15 protein-coding genes, 1 other RNA gene and 1 pseudogene are annotated in these 20,938 nt (G+C 54.8%); 13 read left to right on the forward strand and 4 right to left on the reverse strand.

The window, feature by feature from the left end; translation table 11 throughout:
* Nucleotides 1-70: 70 nt before the first annotated feature.
* The 7 genes from H8S56_RS14140 to H8S56_RS14170 all read left to right on the forward strand — a co-directional run bounded on the left by H8S56_RS14140 (nucleotide 71) and on the right by H8S56_RS14170 (nucleotide 8,278).
* On the forward strand, nucleotides 71-907 hold the full coding sequence (locus tag H8S56_RS14140; protein WP_187518981.1) for a (Fe-S)-binding protein: 837 nt from the start codon (nucleotides 71-73) through the stop codon (nucleotides 905-907).
* Nucleotides 904-2,367, forward strand: coding sequence for a LutB/LldF family L-lactate oxidation iron-sulfur protein (locus tag H8S56_RS14145; RefSeq protein WP_024689135.1), 1,464 nt, complete (start codon nucleotides 904-906; stop codon nucleotides 2,365-2,367). Before H8S56_RS14140 ends, H8S56_RS14145 begins: the two co-directional genes overlap by 4 nt.
* Nucleotides 2,364-3,035, forward strand: coding sequence for a LutC/YkgG family protein (locus tag H8S56_RS14150; protein WP_187518982.1), 672 nt, complete (start codon nucleotides 2,364-2,366; stop codon nucleotides 3,033-3,035). The genes H8S56_RS14145 and H8S56_RS14150 overlap by 4 nt, the downstream gene beginning before the upstream one ends.
* Nucleotides 3,032-5,860 carry an FAD-binding and (Fe-S)-binding domain-containing protein gene (locus tag H8S56_RS14155; protein WP_187518983.1) on the forward strand — a complete coding sequence of 943 codons (2,829 nt, stop codon included), beginning with the start codon at nucleotides 3,032-3,034 and terminating at the stop codon, nucleotides 5,858-5,860. Before H8S56_RS14150 ends, H8S56_RS14155 begins: the two co-directional genes overlap by 4 nt.
* Nucleotides 5,861-6,047: 187 nt before the next feature.
* Entirely contained in the window at nucleotides 6,048-6,335 is a 288-nt protein-coding gene (locus H8S56_RS14160; protein ID WP_024689132.1) for a hypothetical protein, read from the forward strand.
* Between the two features lie 109 nt (nucleotides 6,336-6,444).
* Nucleotides 6,445-6,836: a transfer-messenger RNA gene (gene ssrA / locus H8S56_RS14165) on the forward strand.
* Between the two features lie 185 nt (nucleotides 6,837-7,021).
* Nucleotides 7,022-8,278 (forward strand): integrase domain-containing protein, encoded by a 1,257-nt coding sequence (locus H8S56_RS14170; RefSeq protein WP_187518984.1) that lies wholly within the window; start codon nucleotides 7,022-7,024, stop codon nucleotides 8,276-8,278.
* 314 nt (nucleotides 8,279-8,592) lie between these two features.
* On the opposite strand, the gene H8S56_RS14175 is transcribed toward H8S56_RS14170, so the two are convergent.
* From H8S56_RS14175 to H8S56_RS24700, 3 genes are all read right to left on the reverse strand, one after another.
* Nucleotides 8,593-11,511: an AAA family ATPase gene (locus H8S56_RS14175; RefSeq protein WP_187518985.1), complete on the reverse strand. Its 2,919-nt coding sequence runs from the start codon at nucleotides 11,509-11,511 to the stop codon at nucleotides 8,593-8,595.
* A 598-nt stretch (nucleotides 11,512-12,109) separates the two neighbouring features.
* Entirely contained in the window at nucleotides 12,110-13,672 is a 1,563-nt protein-coding gene (locus H8S56_RS14180) for an ABC-three component system protein (RefSeq protein WP_328803404.1), read from the reverse strand.
* A gap of 376 nt (nucleotides 13,673-14,048) precedes the next feature.
* Nucleotides 14,049-14,951, reverse strand: coding sequence for a restriction endonuclease (locus H8S56_RS24700; RefSeq protein ID WP_214654095.1), 903 nt, complete (start codon nucleotides 14,949-14,951; stop codon nucleotides 14,049-14,051).
* A gap of 408 nt (nucleotides 14,952-15,359) precedes the next feature.
* Here H8S56_RS24700 and H8S56_RS24505 point away from each other — a divergent pair.
* The 6 genes and pseudogenes from H8S56_RS24505 to tnpB all read left to right on the forward strand — a co-directional run.
* A pseudogene (locus H8S56_RS24505) lies at nucleotides 15,360-15,524 on the forward strand (transposase domain-containing protein); the annotation flags it as partial.
* A gap of 104 nt (nucleotides 15,525-15,628) precedes the next feature.
* Nucleotides 15,629-16,174, forward strand: coding sequence for a hypothetical protein (locus tag H8S56_RS14190; protein WP_214654096.1), 546 nt, complete (start codon nucleotides 15,629-15,631; stop codon nucleotides 16,172-16,174).
* Nucleotides 16,174-17,547, forward strand: a complete 1,374-nt coding sequence (locus H8S56_RS14195) for a 7-cyano-7-deazaguanine synthase (protein WP_187518988.1) — start codon at nucleotides 16,174-16,176, stop codon at nucleotides 17,545-17,547. The genes H8S56_RS14190 and H8S56_RS14195 overlap by 1 nt, the downstream gene beginning before the upstream one ends.
* Nucleotides 17,544-18,713, forward strand: a complete 1,170-nt coding sequence (locus H8S56_RS14200; RefSeq protein WP_187518989.1) for an XRE family transcriptional regulator — start codon at nucleotides 17,544-17,546, stop codon at nucleotides 18,711-18,713. Before H8S56_RS14195 ends, H8S56_RS14200 begins: the two co-directional genes overlap by 4 nt.
* Nucleotides 18,688-19,314, forward strand: a complete 627-nt coding sequence (locus H8S56_RS14205; RefSeq protein ID WP_187518990.1) for a PIN domain-containing protein — start codon at nucleotides 18,688-18,690, stop codon at nucleotides 19,312-19,314. Before H8S56_RS14200 ends, H8S56_RS14205 begins: the two co-directional genes overlap by 26 nt.
* A 269-nt stretch (nucleotides 19,315-19,583) precedes the next feature.
* Nucleotides 19,584-20,033, forward strand: a complete 450-nt coding sequence (tnpB, locus tag H8S56_RS14210) for an IS66 family insertion sequence element accessory protein TnpB (protein ID WP_187518991.1) — start codon at nucleotides 19,584-19,586, stop codon at nucleotides 20,031-20,033.
* Here the strand turns inward: tnpB and H8S56_RS14215 are convergent.
* Nucleotides 19,978-20,919: a HEPN domain-containing protein gene (locus H8S56_RS14215; protein ID WP_187518992.1), complete on the reverse strand. Its 942-nt coding sequence runs from the start codon at nucleotides 20,917-20,919 to the stop codon at nucleotides 19,978-19,980. The two genes, tnpB and H8S56_RS14215, sit on opposite strands and share 56 nt — an antisense overlap.
* Between the last annotated feature and the right edge of the window lie 19 nt (nucleotides 20,920-20,938).

Below are 20,938 nucleotides of genomic sequence, written 5' to 3' on the forward strand. Positions count from 1 at the left end.
ATCACCTGACGCCGAACAGACCCGTCGGCGTCAGCCATTCATAACCGGGCCCACCCGGAGACTCAAACTGATGAGTACGATTTTTTACAACGCCGCACCCGACACAGCGCCCAACGCCACCCGCCTCGCGCCTGCTCGCCATGCGCCCCGTGAGTACCCGGCCGATAAACCGAAACGCGTCTACCTGTTCGGCACCTGCGTGGTGGACCTGTTCTTCCCCGAAGCCGGCATGGACGCGATTCACCTGCTCGAACGTGAAGGCATTCAGGTCGATTATCCACAGGCGCAAAGTTGCTGCGGACAACCGGCCTACACCTCGGGTTACACCGATCAGGCCCGAGAAGTCGCGCGTGCCCAGCTTGAGCTGTTCAAGGGAGACGCTCCGGTTGTCGTGCCGTCCGGTTCGTGCGCCGGCATGTTTCGCGAACACTATCCCGACCTGTTCAAAGACGAGCCCGAGACGCTGAAGCAGGTACAGCATCTCGCCGCACGCACGTATGAACTCACTGAATTTTTGCTACACGTCTGCAAGGCACGCCTGAACGACACCGGCCGCCCCACCCGCATCGCGCTGCACACCTCATGCTCGGCACGCCGTGAAATGAACACCCATCTGCACGCTCGCGAACTGCTCGCGCAACTGGGTAACGTAGAGCGCGTCGATCACGACCACGAAAGCGAATGCTGCGGCTTCGGTGGGACATTCAGCGTACGCATGCCGGACATTTCCGGTGCGATGGTCGCCGACAAGACCCGCGCCCTGAAGGAATCCGGCGCCGATCAGATACTCACTGCCGACTGCGGCTGCCTGATGAACATCAACGGTTCGCTGGAAAAACAGCGCGAAGCGATACGCGGCCAACATCTGGCGAGTTTTCTCTGGCAACGCACCGGAGGTCAGCGATGAACATGCAGACCCGCATCCCCGCCGTCGAAATCCACACCCCGGACTTCCGCGAGCGAGCTCACGAGGCATTAGGCGATCCACAGCTGCGCGGCAATTTCCGACGCGCCATGGATTCGCTGATGACCAAGCGCGCCGCCGCCTTCAGCAACGCGGATGAGCGCGAAGACCTGCGCTCGCTGGGCAACGCCATCCGCGCCCGCGCCCTGTCCAAACTGCCCGACCTGCTGGAACAACTGGAACGCAACCTGATACGCAATGGCGTGCAGGTGCACTGGGCGGAAACGGTCGAAGAAGCCAACGCCATCGTGTTGTCCATCGTTGAAGCCCACGAAGCCAAACAGGTGATCAAGGGCAAGTCGATGGTCAGCGAAGAAATGGAGATGAACGACTTTCTCGGCGAGCGCGGCATCGAGTGCCTGGAAGCGGACATGGGCGAATACATCGTGCAGATGGACCACGAAAAGCCCTCGCACATCATCATGCCCGCCATCCACAAGAACGCAGGCCAGGTCGGCAAACTGTTCCACGAAAAGCTCGGCGTGGACTACACCACCGACGTCGATCAACTGATTCAGATCGGCCGTCGCGTATTGCGCCAGAAATTCTTCGAAGCGGACATTGGCGTCTCCGGCGTCAACTTCGCCGTCGCTGAAACCGGCACCTTGCTGCTGGTGGAAAACGAAGGCAACGGCCGCATGGTCACCAGCGTGCCACCTGTGCACATCGCGGTGACCGGCATCGAAAAGGTCGTCGAGAACATGCGCGACACCGTGCCGTTGCTGTCGTTGCTGACCCGCTCGGCGCTGGGTATTCCAATCACCACCTACGTCAACATGATCTCCGGCCCGCGCAAGGCCGATGAGCTGGACGGCCCGCAGGAAGTGCACCTGGTGTTGCTGGACAACGGCCGCAGCCAGGCCTTCGCCGACAGCGAGCTGCGCCAGACGCTGAACTGCATCCGCTGCGGCGCGTGCATGAACCACTGCCCGGTCTACACCCGCGTTGGCGGTCACACCTACGGCGAGGTCTACCCCGGCCCCATCGGCAAGATCATCACCCCGCACATGGCGGGCCTTGCGAAAGTCCCGGATCACCCCAGCGCGTCATCCCTGTGCGGCGCGTGCGGCGAAGTCTGTCCGGTGAAAATTCCGATTCCCGCGCTGTTACGGCGTCTGCGCGAAGAAAACGTCAAAGCGCCAGACGCGCCCAACCGGGTCATGCGTGACCAAGGCAGCAAATTCTCGCGCAAGGAACGTTTTATCTGGAACGCCTGGTCGAGGCTCAACACCTCGCCTGCGCTGTATCGCCTGTTCGGCTTTTTCGCCACCCGACTGCGCGGCCTGACACCCGGCAACATCGGCCCCTGGACACAAAACCACAGCGCCCCGAAACCCGCCGCCCGCTCCCTGCACGAAATGGCCCGCGAGCATCTGGAAAGGAAGTCTGGAGACCAACCATGAGTGCCAAGCAGAACATCCTCGCCAAGCTGCGCAAAAGCCTGACCGGCACCATGCCAGTGTCTGACCTCTTCGACGAGGGGCTGGTCACCGAGCCGTGGCGCTACGCTCCGGAAAACCGGATCGACCAATTGCGCAAACTGATGGAGGCGGTCCATACCGAAATCCACCTGTGCCGCGAACAGGACTGGCCGCGCAGGCTTGGCGAACTGGTCAAGGACCGTCAATTGCCCAGCCTGCTGATCGCACCGGGCACGCCGCACGGCCGCAGGGTCAGCGAACATTGGGCTGCACAGCCCGACCTGCCCGCACTCAAGGCTTACGACCGGCCCATCGAAGAATGGAAAGAAGACCTGTTCGACCACACGCCCGCCAGCTTCACCACCACGCTGGGCGCGATTGCCGCCACGGGCAGCCTGATCATCTGGCCCACACGCGAAGAGCCGCGCCTGATGAGCCTGGTGCCGCCCGTGCATTTCGCGCTGCTTAAAGCCAGCGAGATCTACGACAACCTTTATGAAACCCAACTCAAACAGAACTGGGCAGGCGGCATGCCTACCAACGCGCTGTTGGTGTCCGGTCCGTCGAAGACTGCCGACATCGAACAGGTGCTGGCCTATGGCGCCCACGGTCCCAAGGACCTTGTCGTACTGATCGTGGAGGACGCATGAGTCTGCCTGTTGCCTTTCTGGAAAACGTCCGCCGCCTGATCCCGGAAAAGCGTCGCTTCGACGACCCGCTCTCGACCCTGGCATTCGGCACTGATGCCAGCTTTTATCGGCTGATCCCGAAACTGGTGATCCGCGTCGAATCCGAAGACGAAGTCATCGCCCTGCTCAAACGGGCCCAGGCCGAAAAAGTGGCCGTCACCTTTCGGGCCGCAGGCACCAGTCTGTCCGGGCAAGCCATCAGCGACTCGGTATTGCTGGTGCTGGGCGACAACTGGAACGGGCGCGAACTGCGCAACGAGGGCACACAAATTCGCCTGCAACCGGGCGTCATCGGTGCGCAGGCCAACGCCTGGCTGGCCCCCTTCGGCCGCAAGATCGGCCCGGACCCGGCTTCGATCAATGCGTGCAAGATCGGCGGCATCGTCGCCAACAACGCCAGCGGCATGTGCTGCGGCACCGCGCAAAACACCTATCACACGCTGGCGGGCATTCGCCTGATCCTGGCCGACGGCACGCTGATCGACACCGAAGACGCCGCCAGCGTCGCAGCATTTCGCACAAGCCACGCCGACCTGCTGAATAATCTGGATCGCCTGGCCCAGGAAACCCGCGCCAATACCGAACTGGCCGCGAGAATTCGCCACAAATATCGTCTGAAAAACACCACCGGCCTGTCACTCAACGCGCTGGTGGATTTCGATGAGCCACTGGAGATCCTCAGTCATCTGCTGGTCGGCTCCGAAGGTACGCTGGGCTTCATCAGCGCCGTGACTTACAACACGGTGGTCGATCACCCACACAAAGCATCGGCGCTGCTGGTGTTTCCCGATGTGGAAACCTGTTGCAACGCGGTCACGGTCCTCAAAAGCCAGCCGGTGGCCGCCGTCGAACTGCTCGATCGACGCAGCATGCGCTCGGTGCAGGACAAACCCGGCATGCCCGCCTTCGTACGCGAACTGTCGGAAAACGCCTGCGCCCTGCTGATCGAAGCCCGCGCCGCGTCCCGCACCTTGCTCGACGAGCAATTGATACAAATCATGAGTTCGATGGCCGCCTTCCCAGTGGAAAAACAGGTGGACTTCACCCACGACCCTGTTGAAAACGCTCGCCTGTGGGCCATCCGCAAAGATACCTTTCCCGCCGTCGGTGCCGTGCGCCAGACCGGCACCACGGTCATCATCGAAGACGTGACCTTTCCGGTCGAACAGCTGGCCATGGGCGTGCGCCGCCTGATCGCACTGTTCGACAAGCACCATTACGACGAGGCGATCCTGTTCGGCCATGCGCTGGAGGGCAACCTGCACTTTGTCTTCACCCAAGGCTTCAACAACCCCGACGAAGTCGCGCGCTATCAGGCCTTCATGGAAGACGTCGCGCAGTTGGTGGCGGTGGAGTTCGGCGGCTCGCTCAAGGCCGAACACGGCACCGGTCGCAACATGGCGCCCTTCGTCGAAAAGGAATGGGGCAGCGACGCTTATCAACTGATGTGGCAGCTCAAACACCTGCTCGACCCCAACGGCATTCTCAACCCCGACGTGGTGCTGAGCACCGACCCGCACATCCACCTCAAGCACCTCAAACCCCTGCCCGCCGCCGACGAGATCATCGACAAATGCATTGAGTGCGGGTTCTGTGAGCCGGTCTGCCCTTCAAGAGAACTGACCCTGAGCCCACGCCAACGCATCGTGATCTGGCGCGACATTCAGGCGAAAAAACGTGCGGGCGTGGACACCCGGCAACTTGAGCAAGACTACCGCTATCAAGGCATCGACACCTGCGCCGCGACTGGTCTGTGCGCCCAGCGTTGCCCGGTCGGTATCAACACGGGCGAGCTGGTGAAAAAGCTGCGCAGCCTCGACGCCCATCACGGCAAAACCGCAGGCTGGCTGGCGAACAACTTCAGGACGGCACTGCAAGGCGCGCGCTTCACCCTTCACGCTGCCAATGGCGCACGCATGCTGCTAGGCGCGCCACGGCTGGCGAAACTGTCAGCGTCATTGAGCAAACTGTCGGCCGGCCGAGTCCCGCAATGGACACCCGCCATGCCCCAGGCCGAACACGCGATTCGCTTCACCGCGCCGTTCGACGATCAGCGACCACGCGTGGTTTACCTGCCCGCCTGCGTCTCTCGCGTCATGGGGCCTAGCGCCGGCGATAAAGAGCAGTCATCGCTGATGGACAAGACCCGCAGCCTGCTGGAAAAAGCCGGTTACCAAGTGGTGTTCCCGGACGATCAGGATAACCTCTGTTGCGGCCAGCCTTTTGCGTCAAAAGGTTACGGCGAACAGGCCGACGAAAAACGCCAGCAACTCCTCGCCGCCCTGACCAAAGCCAGCCGCGGCGGCCTCGACCCGATCTACTGCGACACCAGCCCCTGCACCCTGCGTCTGGTACAGGAGCTCAAAGACACCCGCCTGGACCTGTACGACCCGGTGCGCTTCATCCGCACCCACCTGCTGGACAAACTCACCTTCACGCCGCAACAGGAACCGGTCGCCGTCCACGTCACCTGCAGCACCCAACACCTGGGCGAAAGCCAGGCCCTGATCGAACTCGCCAGGCTGTGCAGTACCAACGTGGTCATCCCTGAGGGCATTCATTGCTGCGGGTTTGCGGGCGACAAGGGCTTTACCACACCCGAGCTGAACGCCCATGCCTTGAGGACACTCAAGGGTGCCGTTCAGTACTGTCATGAAGGCATTTCCACCAGCCGCACCTGTGAAATCGGACTGTCGCAACACAGCGGCATCGACTACCACGGACTGGTCTATCTGGTGGACCGGGTGACACACGCAAAACCGCATGATCAAGCCATTAAGCCGTAGATCGCCCCATTTTGGTGCCTTATGGCACCTATATGGCTTTTTCACATGAGCCTGAAAATAAATAGAACCCCTGCGTTTCAACACAGTCAATCTTTTAGGCCCGACAACTTAACGGGCTCCCCAGAAACCTCGGGCAACGGCCTCACTGACCGGCCATACCGAGTCCACAGGCTATAAGGAGAGACACATGAAGCGTACCGCCCTCACAGGATTGTTCCTCAGCGCTGCACTGTTGGCTTCGCCGGTTTTTGCTGCTGACGATTTGTGCAGTGCCAACCTCCAGACACTCAAGGATGCCCAGACTTCTTCCGGCACCAACCTGAGCCCTGATGTGAAAGAAATGATGGCCAAAACCGAAAAAGACGCAATGGCTGCCAAGGCCAGCGGTGACGAGAAAAAATGCGTTGACCTGACCACCCAGGCCATCACCCGCCTCAAAGGCATTGGCTCCGGTAGCGAAGGCGCCAGCAAGTAAGAATCCTGAAGAGGCCAGGCATCACACTGGCCTCATCGGATGCAGCAGACGGGTCGACGTGCCTCGCCGATTGGCGTACACTCCGCCCAGCGACTGCGAAAGCAGTCTCGGGGCCGATTAGGATTCGACGCCGGTGATGAAACTTTAGGTGCATGCCGAGTTGGTAACAGAACTCGTAAATCCACTGTTGCAACTTTCTATAGTTGCCAATGACGAAAACTACGAGGGCTACGCTCTCGCTGCGTAAGCGGCGCGACTAGCTCTTCTGGTAGCTTCGGCTCCAGCAATCATCAGGGGATGCCTGTAAACCCGAAATGATTGTCATATAGAACAGGATCGTCGCCTAGTACGTTGTGGACGAAGCGACTAAAACTTACGCAACTCGCCCAAAGCACCCTGCCCGTCGGGTCGCTGAGGGTTAACTTAATAGACACGGCTACGCATGTAGTACCGACAGCGGAGTACTGGCGGACGGGGGTTCAAATCCCCCCGGCTCCACCAAATTTACATCTAAAGACGTCCCCGGACGTCTTTTTTTGTACCTTGAATCCAGCAAAATCAAGGCTTTAGGGTCTATTAGCGTCCATGGACGTCCGGCAGAATCCACGACATCGGGTATTCCAGATGGTATTCCAAGCCCTTCAGTGGTAATTTTTGGAATACCAATTGATGTCATGGAACACCTCATGTGCGCCCAAGCCACCCGCCTCTCTGACCGCCAGCTCAAAGCGGTAAAGCCGAAAGACAAAGACTACGTCCTCAGCGATGGAGACGGTTTACAGCTACGCGTGAGGGTCAATGGTTCGACGCTCTGGAATTTCAACTATCGGCAGCCGATCACCAAGAACCGCATCAATATGGGTCTCGGCACCTATCCAGAGCTCTCACTCGCGCAAGCCAGGAAGAAGACGGTCGAAGCAAGAGAGCTTCTCGCCCAGGGCATCGATCCGAAAGAACAACGTAGCGAGTTGGAGCAGACAAAAAGGCAAGCAACCGAGCACACGTTCGAGAACGTGGCATCTGCCTGGTTTGAACTGAAAAAAGATTCGGTCACTGAGGCGTATGCCGAGGACATCTGGCGCTCGCTTACGCTGCATGTCTTTCCATCGCTGGGAACAACACCTATCTCGCAGATCAATGCCCCGAGGGTCATCGAGCTTCTGCGCCCTTTGGAAACCAAAGGCAGCCTGGAGACAGTGAAGCGACTGACCCAACGACTCAACGAGATCATGACCTACGGTGTGAACTCGGGAATGATCTTCGCCAATCCGCTCAGTGGCATCCGGGCAGTTTTCAAGAAGCCGAAAAAGCAGAACATGGCAGCCCTCCGCCCCGAAGAGCTGCCAGAACTGATGGTCGCCATCGCCAACGCGAGTATAAAAAGAACAACACGCTGCCTGATCGAATGGCAACTTCACAGCATGACACGTCCCGCCGAGGCCGCCACAACCTCTTGGGCTGACATCGACCTCGACAGGAAGACCTGGACGATTCCAGCGGAGCGTATGAAGAAACGCCGTGCTCACGTCATACCGCTGACTGAACACGCACTTGCTCTATTAGAGACGATCAAGCCTTACAGCGGCCACAGAGAATACGTGTTCCCGGCCGACCGAGATCCACGGGATCACTGCAACAGCCAGACAGCAAACATGGCGCTGAAACGCATGGGCTTTGAAGGTCGATTGGTGAGTCATGGCATGCGCTCCATGGCCAGCACCATCTTGAACGAACAAGGATGGGACCCAGAGCTGATCGAAGTCGCACTTGCGCACGTGGACAAAGACGAGGTGCGTAGCGCCTACAATCGTGCAGATTACATTGAGAGAAGACGCCCAATGATGACTTGGTGGAGCGAGCACATCCAACAAGCCGCCACCGGAAGCTTGTCAGTTTCAGCCATCCAAAGGGCTAGAGGCTTAAATATAGTTTCGATGCAATAGCCAGCAAGGATCGAAAGTCGTTCGGGGTGGCCGGTCCCCTCCTTCTCTCAAATCCCAATATGGTTTCGGCACATAAGTTCAGCCTCCCTACTAACTCGTTTTATCTTCCATAAATTAAACGGTTACCAAATCTAACTTTATGGCGGTTCTGACACGCGAAATAGGGGAGCTAATGCCAGTTATGTGGAATTTTCTAGAATCGTATTTCGCAGGGTGAACGGACAAATCGTCCTACTTGGTTGGTGTTTGTGCGGAAATGAACATCGTGTCAGAAGCGACGCACTGCGTGTTGACCTAACATGAGTCCTCTCTCCTCAATCCAAGTCAATCTCATCCCCCAAACCGGCCACAGCAGAAAGTCCCTCCAACGGATACACGGTACTCAGCCGGATCCCGCTTCGACCATTACCGTCTAGTTCCAGTATTCGAAGAGGCGGCTGCCGCCCACTTGGTGTCTCTACCAAACCTACACCAGCAAACTTTTCTATGAGGTGTCGAGCCAATGCGCGACTAGAGGTGGTAATGACGAGGTTAAGCGTATTACTGCTTTCTAAGACAGTCGCTCGCAAAATGTCGAGAAGACCGACACGATTCAAGTCGTCCAAATGGACGATCGGCTCATCAAGAAAGAATGTCCCGCCGAGGCTACGTGCCCGCGCCAAGAATAATGCGAGCGCAAGATCTTGCCGCTGGCCTTGGCTAAAATCTTTGCCCGGATCGAGCTGCTGGTCCCCTGCGTCAGCGAGCCAATGCAGAAAGTCAGTATCCGCACCGAGATTGATCCGGTCAAAAACACGATTAGCATGCATCCGCGCGAAGAGCGGGTTTACCACTCGGCTCAGGTCTTGAACCTTTTGACGGCTAATCGTGGTATAGGCCTCATAGAACACTGCACGCGCGCGGTTCGCGGCGTCCAACCTACCCGTCATCACCCTTGATTCATCGATTAAAAGTTGGGTCGCCTGCTGAAGCTCCAACAGACGAGAGCGACGAGATTCGGCTGCCCATGCTGCCCGAGCCGCCGTAATGTGTCCTTCAATTACAGTAAGGCGAACGTTTTCTTTTGTGAGTTCAGACATCAATGTATCGAGCTCGGCGTTCGACCATTCAATACCTGGCGAAGCCTCTTGCCATGCCGATTGCAAAGAGGCGAGTTCCGCTGACTTTTGCTCTAAGCCCAGACGGCAATCCTTCAAATTTTGCTGCGCTGCGGCATACTTTGCGCGTAGATCGTCACGATTACTGATCGCAGCCTCGATAGACTTCGCGAGCTCAGCAAGCTCGAGCTGTACCACACGATGTCTTGCCTCGAAGACGGTATCCAAATGTTGGTGCAGGTCTGCGACCTGGAATCCGGAAGCGGGCATGCGAAATTCAGAACCGAAAACTGTAGGTAAAATCCCATCTCGGGCTGACAGCAGCACGGAAATAGCGTCGGCTACATCCAGATGCGCAGCAAGAGACTTGAACTCTTCTGCCGTGGCACCTTGGCTGACACCGAGCCTTTCCAGCTCGCGATCCTGAACAGCATTGGCCAACTGCAGATCCGATTGCTCTTTTTCCAGTCCGAGTAGATATTTTTGCTTTTGCAGAGCTGCATTGAGCTGGGAGTGTGCAAGCGTGGCCGCATCATCGGCTGCGGCAACCCCAGACCTGGCGGCTACAACTAACTCTGGGGCGGCGGAAAGCGTCGCATTGATTGCTGATCTTAGATTTTCAGCATCCTTCCAGTCATGAGAGCAAAGAGGGCATTTTCCAATATCCACACCATGGTCATGATTTAAAAGCTCCCTCGCAGCAGCTTGTAAGCGAGCCACAGGGCTCGCCACAGCATCCAGCAGCTTGGTGGCAGCTTTGGCGTGAGAAACGGTCTCAGCGGCTTTTTCCTGCAAATGCTCCAGCTCCTCACGTGAGGGAGCATCTGAGCGAGCGGCACTAACCTCGAGGTCCAGTTCCGCTAAGCGCTTGGTCTCATCGCTGGATCCGGCACTAGATAACTCAAGCCCTTTCAATTCATGACGACGTTGTTGTCGTGCGCTTGCCGGCCATTGGTATTCAGAGTATTTATGCGAAAGTTCTATGAGGCTTAGAGAAAGATCATCGGCAAAACCGCCATCCAGAAGTGTGGCGACTACCATCGCACCCAGATGAGTCAGTTCATCCTTAGCTTTCGCGAGTTCTTGCGCCAGCAGATAGGTGGCTTCCCGGCGAGAATTAAAATCACTGAGCTCAGTTGCAGCTTGCCGTCCATCCTTTTCAATCTGGGCTAAGGACTGCGCCAACGCAGCCTCAATATTGATCCCTTCAGTGACAGCCATTTCTAGGCTGCTACGAATGCTCCACTTCGCCTCAACACGCTTAGCTGCGTTTGAGCGTGCATCGAATAAGTGTTTGTAACGACTGTGCAACGCGGTGAGAGAGGCGAGTTGATCGTCGAGGTTGGGCTGCGCTACGAACCACTGAGTATCCTCGGGCACAAAGAGATTCGCGGCAGTATCAGCCTCGAGACGCGCCGAGCTCGAGTGCGAAGTCCCGGCCGCTTCATCAGGGCCAAGAGCGAGCTCCAGATCAGTAACTTCCGCGGATCTCGACTCAGTCATTTTTGTAAGATTTCGCAGGCGCCTACCGATCTCAACAATGTACTTTTCACACTGCCGCTCGGCATCAAGCAGATGCCGAATTCCGAGCAAATCCGCGAAGACTTGAGTTCGTCGCTCGATAGTTTCTTCGTCGGTATCGACCAAGGCCGCCAGCGCTTCAGAACTCAAAAAGCGCGTTCCTTTAAGCCACCGCTGACGTAAATTTATAGCCGTTATAGCATGTGCTTCGTCTGCCGCAGCGACCGGAGCCAAGAGGGCCAGAAGTTCGTTGGGACGAAGGGTAACTGCTGCCCCTTCATCGGCACCATATGCTGCAGAAGACTGCGATCCATCAACATATCTTCGGACATATTGTTCCGTTCCATCAATATAGAGGCTCGCAGCGGCGGAGGTAGTGGCGTCATTTTGGCTGGGAAACTTCGGACTCAGAACTAGAGCGTCGAATCCATTACCTTCCTTCAACCTTTCTACTTGGCCTGTAAGCAGCCATTCTGCAGCCTCGCACATTGTCGTCTTGCCGGTGCCGTTTGGAGCGTATACCACGGTCAAAGGTGAGCTGAAATCAAAGCGGACAGAGTCGTTGAGCCCACGAAAGTGAGACACATCGAGAGTGTTAAGTCTAATTCCGCGCATTCAGCGGCCCCTCATGACGTAAAATTGTCCCATTGACGCCAAGCGTCGAAAGCTCGGCCCACAATGCTTGAGCTTCAGAATCCAGCTCTGGCCATTGGAGTTCATTACCCGAGGGGGCAGCTGAATCTGGCAGTCCCAAGACTGTTATGTCGGCTACTCGTTGCCACAAACCCGGCTCATAATTGTAATCTACAGGTGATGAAGGCCAAATCATGTGCTTGCGGCACACCTGCGCCGACAGCTCTAGTCGGCGAATCTCCTCTCGGGCACATGCCTCAGGGGCCTCGGGGATAGCGAGCACTAGATAGCCATCTATTGGGCTTCCAGGAGACAGCCTTTCGTTCCGGACGAGAACTTCATCAAGCCAGGCTTGGCCTTGCGCCGCTGCTCGCTCGATGGAAATATGGTCACTTCCACTGCAGGGCCATAGTAGGACAAGCGCGTAAGACGAAGACCAAAGCGTTGTTCCCGCAGGCGCGGAAATCATTATGCCCAGTGAGGGAAGCTCTGGAGTGTGGTCGAGACCTACTTTGACGCACAGCTCATTAAGCTGCTCGCGGGCGGAGTTCCAAAACTCGGAGTCTTCATTCATGCATCTTTACTCCCTAAAAAAAGAGGCGATCTGACCGAGCAATTCCGCGACTCGCTCGTCATCTTCTGATGCCACGTATTCTGTGTAGACCGCGGCGGCTTTCGACAATCCGAGACCGGCTACTCTGCGCATGCCTCTGAGACCCCTTATGTCGCCTGTCACGGGTGCAAGTGACCCACCAGCGCGAAGATCAGCATTGCCCCTTGGAGTGGTGCTGATGTCATCGCGCCTCTCTGGTGCGATCTCTCCGCTGTCTAGGTCGCCATAACGAGTCGCTCCTAGAACGATTAAAGGCGGATGTGGACCACCTCTATCCCGCCATTCTCCGAGAGAACGTTTTAGCGCCCTAGGTGACTCGTTATGAGAACGCCATATTAGTAAATGCCGGTTTTGAGCGCGGACGATGAGTTGACCAGCGGCACCAGGAGAGTCTTGCCAATCTATTCCATCAATCGATTTCAGCGTTGCTAGCGCGTGAAGGCCGGCTCGAAGAGCGCTGATCACTTCAGGATCATAAACTGCGTCAGGATCGACCGGTTTAAGAGAGCTTGTGCCCTCCAAAATGGTGTTTAGCATGGAACTCGAGTCGGCTGATTGGATAGTGCGCAAATGTTCGCCGATTTCGGCGATGCCTGCATCTAGCCGCGGGGCTGCATTAATGTCAGGCGGATACCTACGTAAAAAACGCTCAATCTCATAGGTGACCTTGTTAGGAGCAGCCGGCACCGGGAGCATCATCCCTGTGTTCTGAATAGGGCAAACCATATTCCCTCTCCAAATCAGCAAGCTGTTAACAGGGGTGTATGGCGGCCAATACACAATACCTGCAGTGACTGATGGGTGTGTCGCTCGTACCACCGCTCCCACAATGCCCTGAGAACTCAGCGCCCGCGTCGCAGTGAGACTTTTCTGACCGTGAGGCATCTCAGTAAATGACGCAAAAACACCACTGAGACTTCTCCATTTATCGTTCGCCTCATCTGCAACGGGCCTATCGTGAGAGACATTGCATAGGACGACTACTCCCCGTCGACCCGCAAGAACGTGGTTCAAAAGGGAGTCAATAGCGATTCCCCAATTCTGGTTGTATCCCGTCTGGAGCAAGGAACCTACGATGAGCGCTGGACGGTCATTGTTCAGGCTCTCGAGTTTGCGGTGGATACGTGCTTGGGGTGAACGCCCATTCTGCCCTGCAGGCATCAGTAAATCAGCACAGATCAGAGGAAATAGGTCCAAGTCGTTGAAACGCAGATGCAAAAGTGTGTCATGGGCCTGCACATCGTCTAACTCGATTGCCTCATAACTTTGCTGGAGAACATTTTTAAGATAAGTGATGCAGTGTGTCTGACCGTTTGGCTCATGAATCCAACACCAACCGCCATTCACACGCATCGCTGGGCTGATGCCATTACGAGCCTGCTCCCAGGCGAGGTGCCTAACCGTGCCGTCTTCGGAGGGCGCCCCATACCATTCGAGTACAGCTTCACCCGACGAGACACCAAATCCGCTGACCAAAACGAGTGGTCGATCGACACCTCTGACAAGAGCGTCAACAGCGTTCCAGTCCACTGAGCCCAATGCCCACTCCGGCGCAACAATGAGCACAGGATCACCACCTGGCGCTATCGTGGACAGGGCAGGTCTCGTCCCATCTGGCCCAGCCTCGAGCAGATTGCGCAGAACATTCAACGCAGTCGTCCGACTTAGATCTCCTAAGGCCTCATCAATGGACGCAGACAGCTGCAGCAGGCATAGATTGAGTCCACCTCTGGGGCGAAGCGCACAATTAACTTGAACGCTCGTGTAGTTGTCTTGAAACTCAAAATTCAGGTCGGGCACGATAGCGCAGCCATTAGCCTAGGGCATCGAAGATGGGACGGTAGAGCAGCATTTTGGCGGGTCAATACGCCATCATCTGCAGAAAAATTATCGTCGAATGAATAAATCACTTAGGGTACAGATCGCGAACACGAATGAAGGGGGAACCGGTCTCTGCCGCGCGGCGGACTTTGATCTTGAGGAGTTCGGATAGCGAAATCTCCCGATCTAACATTTCGTACAGATCTAATCCATCCATGCAAATCACCCGCCTGCCTCGGCCGAAGGCGGCAAGACCATCCTCTGTGAACCCGCTATTGCTTACAAATAGTCCTCGAGTCCAAGCAGCCTTCTGCTCGATCTTCCCATGAAACGTATGCAAGTCGGCGACACCAATGGGTTGGCCGTGCCATTTCGCTTCGAGCAGATAAACCTCGTTGTCCAGCTCAAAACTACCGTCTATTTGCTCACCTCTAAGCCGAAATGGTTCTCGGGCTGCCAGCTGAAATGCATCGAAGAGGTTTTTGAGAAATGCCTCGAAAGCATAGCCACGAGCGTGAGGCAGGAGCGTACCGACTTCTAAAAGGATATTTTTGAATGTGGCGAATTTACACCCTTCAATTACCGGCTCGACCGGTTTCGCTGCCGTCGGTGCGGCCTGCGGTTGACCCGACAGCCGACTTAACAATGCGTGATATCTCTGCTCTGCATTGGCGATTGGGTCTGGGGATTCAGTCCGAATGAGATGTTCGCTCCGCTGCTCCCAAAGGGCAGCGAGCAGCCGAACAGCATCAGAGTCGTTGCAACTCTGTAGGAAGCACTTTAAACGCTTGCCCTTCGAACGACCATTCACCGCAAATTTAGGATCGTCAATATTAACATTCAGCTCAGCCGCGAAAAAAACCGCATAACTGACGTCTGAAAAGTCCAGGACATAACCAGCACCACGGACGAAATCGACGAGGTCGTCTACGAAGCGTAAGTCTATAGGTCTGATCGAGCTAATGTTGGACTCCTTCCTATGACTCACATTTCCTAGGTGCCCAATCTTCCTTCAACACCTAAAGCCAACGCAAGACCGTTCGACTCAGGGAAAGAAAATCGGCTCTTCGGGTAGCTGCGTTTATGGGGCCGTCAAGAAGGTAGCTGAGCGTCAAATACGCCAAAGCCGCGAGCATCGGCCCGCCTTGGCGCAAACGGGCTGAGGGCCACGGCAGCGACCAATGCCTTGACATGAGGCCAACTTGACCAAGGTTCTGGCCTGTCAAGGCCACTCCAATACCACGACCCGAATCAATGCCGCCGACGGCTAAGGCCGGAGTATTCTCCGACGTTTAAGGCCACAACCTTGTCTAAATGCGGACATTTTTTAAAAACCTTCAGGGGTTTTGGCGGATCTCAGGCCCCTCTCCCCACAGCGCTTATGAGCCCTATCTAGTCGGCCAAACCCAATAGCTATGATGCGTATGCCTACTTGAAGGTCGTCCTCACACGCCCGCCCACTCAGCCGGCGAGTGAGATCGAGAAGCTGGTGCCGCATCGTTGGCGACCGGCTTGGTTTCGCCAGACGGGATACCCAATAGCTTACCGCCATTCTTTCTGATTGCGACTTTGACATTGTCAGCTTTTTAGTACTAATATCTGACAATGTCAAAACCGGTATTCACTGGGGGGCTAGACGAAATGAGCGATGGGCCACATAGAAGCTTGAAGCTGCGAAAGCCATGGAAAGAACTGGCAAAGCGTGCGGACCAAGATACCTACGATGCCTCCCAGATAGCTGAGGCTACTGCGCAGGCGGTTGCCAGCGACTTCAAAATGGAGGTGTCGTGGCATCTGATGGAAGCCTTGAAAGCTGTCTTTACCGGCCGTGATAACTCTCTGGAAATGCCAGAGCTTGCGCTGGATCAACTTGAAAATGCGAAAGCCCTAGCAGCAGCCTCCGTTTTTGGAACGAATCTTGTGGAATGGAGCATCACTCTTATCCATGAAGGCAAATTTGGAATTCAAGCACTCCATGACGCGGTAGGCCTCGCCGCCAAAGACCGATGCCACGCAAATATACGTTCGATCGAAGAACACTACCTTCGCGACTCGAATGAGCAAAGAGCAGAGCACGTAAGTAAAAGACTCCAGAACGCCATTTCTACTCTATCGAATACCCAACTCGGCTTGGATCTTGTGGGCCCAGAGCCCACTCGAATCCTCCCCCCTAAGAAAATGAAAGGTCTTGATGACGGGGTATGGTTGTGATGAACACTTTGCCGCCTAAGGAAATAGCTGTAGATATACTTGAACCTGGAGCCCGCAAAAGAAACGGTGTGATCCCGTGTTACATCGAGAAGAACATCGAATTCGACCTTGAGGCTCTCGCGACCTTCTCATCACATGACAAATGGGAGCCCGTGACGCATGACGCGTTACTCATAGCCGCTGCAGTTGAGTTTTGTGATCGCGTCCTTGTCCGCAGCTCCATGAGTTGGGGTAGGCGCTTCATTGTGCATGTGCCAGTTCACGACGTTGAGCGGTGGTCGAGTAACAAGGTAAATCGAGCGCTCGTCAACGCACTGAATCTCCTGACCGGCGACGACTGGAATTTCAACTTTCGACCTCGAAAACAAGCTGCACAGAGACCGCTGCAAGGCCAAATAGCCTTCCCTTCCGATGCAGAGGCGGTCATTGCCTTCAGTGATGGAATGGACTCACGGGCTGTCTCTGAGCTTGAGAGCAAGCGCCTAGGTAAACGCCTTATTCGTCTTCGAATAGGGAACAAACAACACGATATTTCAAAGAAGGAACGTCAGAGGATTCCATTCACGGCCATTCCTTATTCAGTCAAACTTGATGATGCGAGAAGCGCCGAGAGAAGTGCACGCAGTCGCGGATTCAAGTTCAGCATCATATCTGCAATTGCGGCGTACCTGATCGATGCACCAATGGCCATCATCCCCGAAAGCGGACAAGGTGCACTTGCACCTGTGCTCCTTCCGGTTGCGCATGGGTATGAGGATTATCGAAATCATCCTGTCTTCACCAAGCTGATGGAACGCTTTATCGAAGCACTTCTTGATTATCGATTCCAGTACACCTTCCCCAGGCTCTGGATGACGAAAGGCGAGACCCTGCGCGAGTATGTCGAAACCTGTGGCACTAGCGCGGATTGGATAACGACCAGGTCGTGCTGGCAGCAATCCCGACAAGTAGCCGTTTCAGGCGCAAGAAGACAGTGCGGCATATGCGCCGCTTGCATGCTTCGCCGCCTTAGCGTTCACGCTGCTGGATTGGAGGAACCCCCAACGAATTATGTCTGGGAATCCCTAGATAGTACGACCTGGAAGACAGGGGCAGCAAAAGAATTCACCAGTTTTACCGAAGCCTTGCGACAATACGCTATCGCAGGAGTACTTCATTTCGAGCACCTTTCTTCGATTAGGGAATCTTCGCAGTACGAACTGATCAAACGCCGCAGAACGAGCGAACTGGCTCGAGCGCTGGCCGAGTCGCCACATGCCGTGGCGCAGAACCTTGACAGGCTCTTGCAGCAACATGCCAGGGAATGGTCAGCGTTCACGAGCGATATGAGATCAGAGTCGTTCGTGAGGAAGTGGATAGATGGCGCATCATGACCAAACCAGATTTTGAACTGAGCCCAGCTGAACTGGGTGAACGACTGAAGGTCGCGCGCGAAACCGCGGCCCTGACCCAAGACGCAGCGGCCAAAGCAATTGGCTTTGCTCGAACCACTCTCGTGGCCATTGAAAAAGGGCAGCGGTCTGCAAGGCTTGACGAGATCCAGATGCTTAGTCGCTGTTATGGAGTATCCGCTAACTCTTTGCTACGCCGAGAAGCGGTCCATGTGGATCTGGTTCCCCGTTTCCGCTCACTCCCAGACACTGGTGATGCTGGCATCGAGCAAGCTGCTCGGATGCTGAATGATCTCGTCAGGGCGGAAGTAGAACTTGAGAATATTTTAGGCGTTCGGAAAACCTCGAATTATCCGACCGAAAAAAGCATCTTACCTGGCGATGTACGCAAACAAGCAGAGCACGATGCACATAGCCTCCGAAGCTGGCTAGGGCTCGGCGAGAGCCCGATTCAGGATCTGTTTTCGCTGATTGAAATGCAACTTGGAATTCGTGTCTATAGCCGGAGACTTGAATCGAAAGTGTCTGGGCTGTTTGCCTATGACGACGCCGTTGGCGCCTGTATGCTAATAAATGCAGTACATCGGAAGGATCGTCAAACTCAGACTGGCGCCCACGAGTTAGGGCACTTTATAGCGACGCGGCGTCAGCCCGAAATTTATCAAGCCGAAAAATATGAGAACTCGCGTGAAGAGCGTTACGCGAACGCTTTCGGAAGCGCGTTTCTAACGCCAGCCCGTACCGTCATGGAAAAGTTCAAGGAAGTGACTATTGGATCAACTCACCTCACTCGACGGCACATCATCCTGCTCGCTAGCTTCTTTGGCGTTTCACGCCAGGCGATGGTTATGAGGCTTGAAGAATTGGAACTGACGAAAAAGGGAACTTGGGATTGGTTCATGGATAATGGTGGTATAACCGACGACCAAGCCCAGCAGGTACTGGGCTCGATACCTCACGGTTCCACGCCTATGGATGGCGCGCAATCAACGAGGCTTTTTTTATTAGCTATCGATGCCTGGAAGAAGGATCTAATAAGCGAAGGGCAAATGTCGGACTTGCTTAAGCTCGATCGGGCGAAAGTACGCGATTTGCTTGATGAGGCAGAAGAGGATGAAGTTGATGACCTTTTCAAGCTGCCTCACTGATCAAGAAAGCACTCTCGTCCTTGACGCCAGTGTCATCATAAACTTGCTAGCGACCGATCATGCAAGCGCAATCCTGCAAGCAGTTCCAACTCCGATTATTGTCACCGACAGTGTAATTCGGGAGATTGAGTTGGGGGCAGCAAACGGCCGGCCTGAGCCGAAACAGCTTTTGGAGCTACTCCACAATCAAATTTTAAAGAGGGAAGAGCTTTCTGGCATTGCATTAGAGCACTTCTTCGACTTGGTATCCGGATCCACAGCAGCCTCGCTCGGAGACGGAGAAGCCGCGACACTCTCGCTTGCATATTGCAACGGTTTCACTGCTGGTATTGATGAAAAAAAAGCAACCAAGATTTCCTCTGAACGTTTTGAAAATCTACGCCTTATTACGACGGTGGATATTCTCGCCTATGAACCTGTGCGGATTTCGCTCGGACATGAAGCGCTAGCCATAGCAACGCTTCAGGCGTTGAAAAACGCCAGAATGCAAGTTCGCGAAAACCAATTCGACTGGATTAAAGGGGTGATCGGATGTGAAAATGTGAGGTTCTGCCCAAGCCTGAGACGGCTCACAAAACTCAAGGCATCAGGACGTTGTTGAGTCTGTTAATAATAGGCTAGACACTAAAGGATCAGGAAACACGTCTGCGTGTTTAAGCAGTTTGCACTTGGCTCATTATCCCAACTCATAATCCGCATGCTGATCATCTTTGATCAGGTACGCATCGCATATTGGATAGGGTCATACAGATATTGACTAGCTACCTCGAAGGCGCTGTGTGGAATGTAAGCGCTCCATAAACCCCACATCCAAAGCGGTTAACTGATGCCGGATACTGTGCTCCCAATTCCCTTATGAGCCTGTTTGTCATGATGCGACCCGATGCAAAAGTCGAAAAAGTTTATCTATACCCCAAGCCGGTCGACCTCCGAAAGTCCATTGACGACCTAGCCGCCTTGGTCGAGTTGGACATAAAGGTGGTGGTCTTCGACCAAGTACTCTTCGTCTTCCTCAACAAGCCGCGTAACCGAGTGAAGATTTTGTACCACGAGCGAAACGGCTTCTGCCCTTGGCTCAAGCGGCTGGAGTCCGAGCGCTTCAAAACATCGCCCGATGTAAGCGACGAGGCTATTGTGCTGGCCAAGCAGATTGTGGATACCGACTGTACGATGATTGCAAAGGGTATACGGTCGTTGGATGCCTTCAGCCGACGATACCGCCGGGGCAAAGCGGAAAGCCTGTGGGCCGGTAAAATTGCATCCACTAGCAGACCCGTAGATCATCTACCAGGTCGGGTTCATCGATTGCCAGACGAATAACCGCCGCCACGATACCGTCAAGGTAAAAATTTACCAGTGTCATTGATTTAAGAGCTTTATAGTCTTTTAAAAAATCATAAACATTGCCATGAGCAATATCACTTCGTAGCCCGTATAGCTTGGACCAAAGTGCCTCATACTTCATTCCGTCGAACATAGCAGGTCCATCCGGAGCATTCTCACTGCGACGAAGCATTAATTTTAGCTTATTTTTAAGCTGCTTGGTAATACTCTCACCATCAGGTCGACCATTAGTAACTAAAGATTCGATAATCGAAAAATAAGAAAGCGTCAGTAATATTGAATCTGGGCGCAACCTGTCCGTATCGAAATACAAGCTCAATGCCCTACTTACTCTTGAACCATCCGGGAACCCTTTAAGAATCATCCCATGGTAGTGACGCAGACAAATAAGAAACTCCTCATCGACTTGCGCGCACGGCTTCCTATTACCGTCATTTATAATCTCCAACTCATGATAAGAAAGCATTGCCGTGAGCGCAACAGAGTCCTGAGCTGTGTCACGATATAAGCACTCCATACCAAACCTCAGCTTTGGCGAAGTAAGGAGTCCAGCGTGCCTAATGTTTTTTAAGTGCCCGTTAAAACCACTAAACTCAATGACGTATTTAACTGCACCTGGGATGATACAATATCGCGTACGTCGCATTCCACCTTCAGGCTCAGGCTTGGTCTCATTATTCGTAGTTGGAAAAGATACTGTGGCTCCAGAGAAATAGCCCCCAGCAGCCATGACGTTGGCAAACTCAGCTATCTGAAGGTTATTAGCTTTTGAGATGCTGATTCTAGTTTCGATTTCAAAGGGCAACAGCTGTTGCGGAATATTTACGTTGCTCAGCACTATCGCGAAGCCGGTATCATTCATACTGAGGACGCTCCCATCA

Origin of the sequence: Pseudomonas triticifolii, from assembly GCF_014358015.1 — a bacterium.
Lineage (GTDB): Bacteria > Pseudomonadota > Gammaproteobacteria > Pseudomonadales > Pseudomonadaceae > Aquipseudomonas > Aquipseudomonas triticifolii.

Bases quoted from the DNA above. Each gene is read 5' to 3' on its own strand.
- H8S56_RS14175 (WP_187518985.1), bottom strand. From the start codon at position 11,511: ATGCGCGGAATTAGACTTAACACTCTCGATGTGTCTCACTTTCGTGGG.
- H8S56_RS14155 (WP_187518983.1), top strand. From the start codon at position 3,032: ATGAGTCTGCCTGTTGCCTTTCTGGAAAACGTCCGCCGCCTGATCCCG.
- H8S56_RS14195 (WP_187518988.1), top strand. From the start codon at position 16,174: ATGAACACTTTGCCGCCTAAGGAAATAGCTGTAGATATACTTGAACCT.
- H8S56_RS14200 (WP_187518989.1), top strand. From the start codon at position 17,544: ATGACCAAACCAGATTTTGAACTGAGCCCAGCTGAACTGGGTGAACGA.
- H8S56_RS14160 (WP_024689132.1), top strand. From the start codon at position 6,048: ATGAAGCGTACCGCCCTCACAGGATTGTTCCTCAGCGCTGCACTGTTG.
- H8S56_RS14170 (WP_187518984.1), top strand. From the start codon at position 7,022: ATGTGCGCCCAAGCCACCCGCCTCTCTGACCGCCAGCTCAAAGCGGTA.
- H8S56_RS14150 (WP_187518982.1), top strand. From the start codon at position 2,364: ATGAGTGCCAAGCAGAACATCCTCGCCAAGCTGCGCAAAAGCCTGACC.
- tnpB (WP_187518991.1), top strand. From the start codon at position 19,584: ATGATGCGACCCGATGCAAAAGTCGAAAAAGTTTATCTATACCCCAAG.
- H8S56_RS14215 (WP_187518992.1), bottom strand. From the start codon at position 20,919: ATGAATGATACCGGCTTCGCGATAGTGCTGAGCAACGTAAATATTCCG.
- H8S56_RS14205 (WP_187518990.1), top strand. From the start codon at position 18,688: ATGACCTTTTCAAGCTGCCTCACTGATCAAGAAAGCACTCTCGTCCTT.
- H8S56_RS14145 (WP_024689135.1), top strand. From the start codon at position 904: ATGAACATGCAGACCCGCATCCCCGCCGTCGAAATCCACACCCCGGAC.
- H8S56_RS14140 (WP_187518981.1), top strand. From the start codon at position 71: ATGAGTACGATTTTTTACAACGCCGCACCCGACACAGCGCCCAACGCC.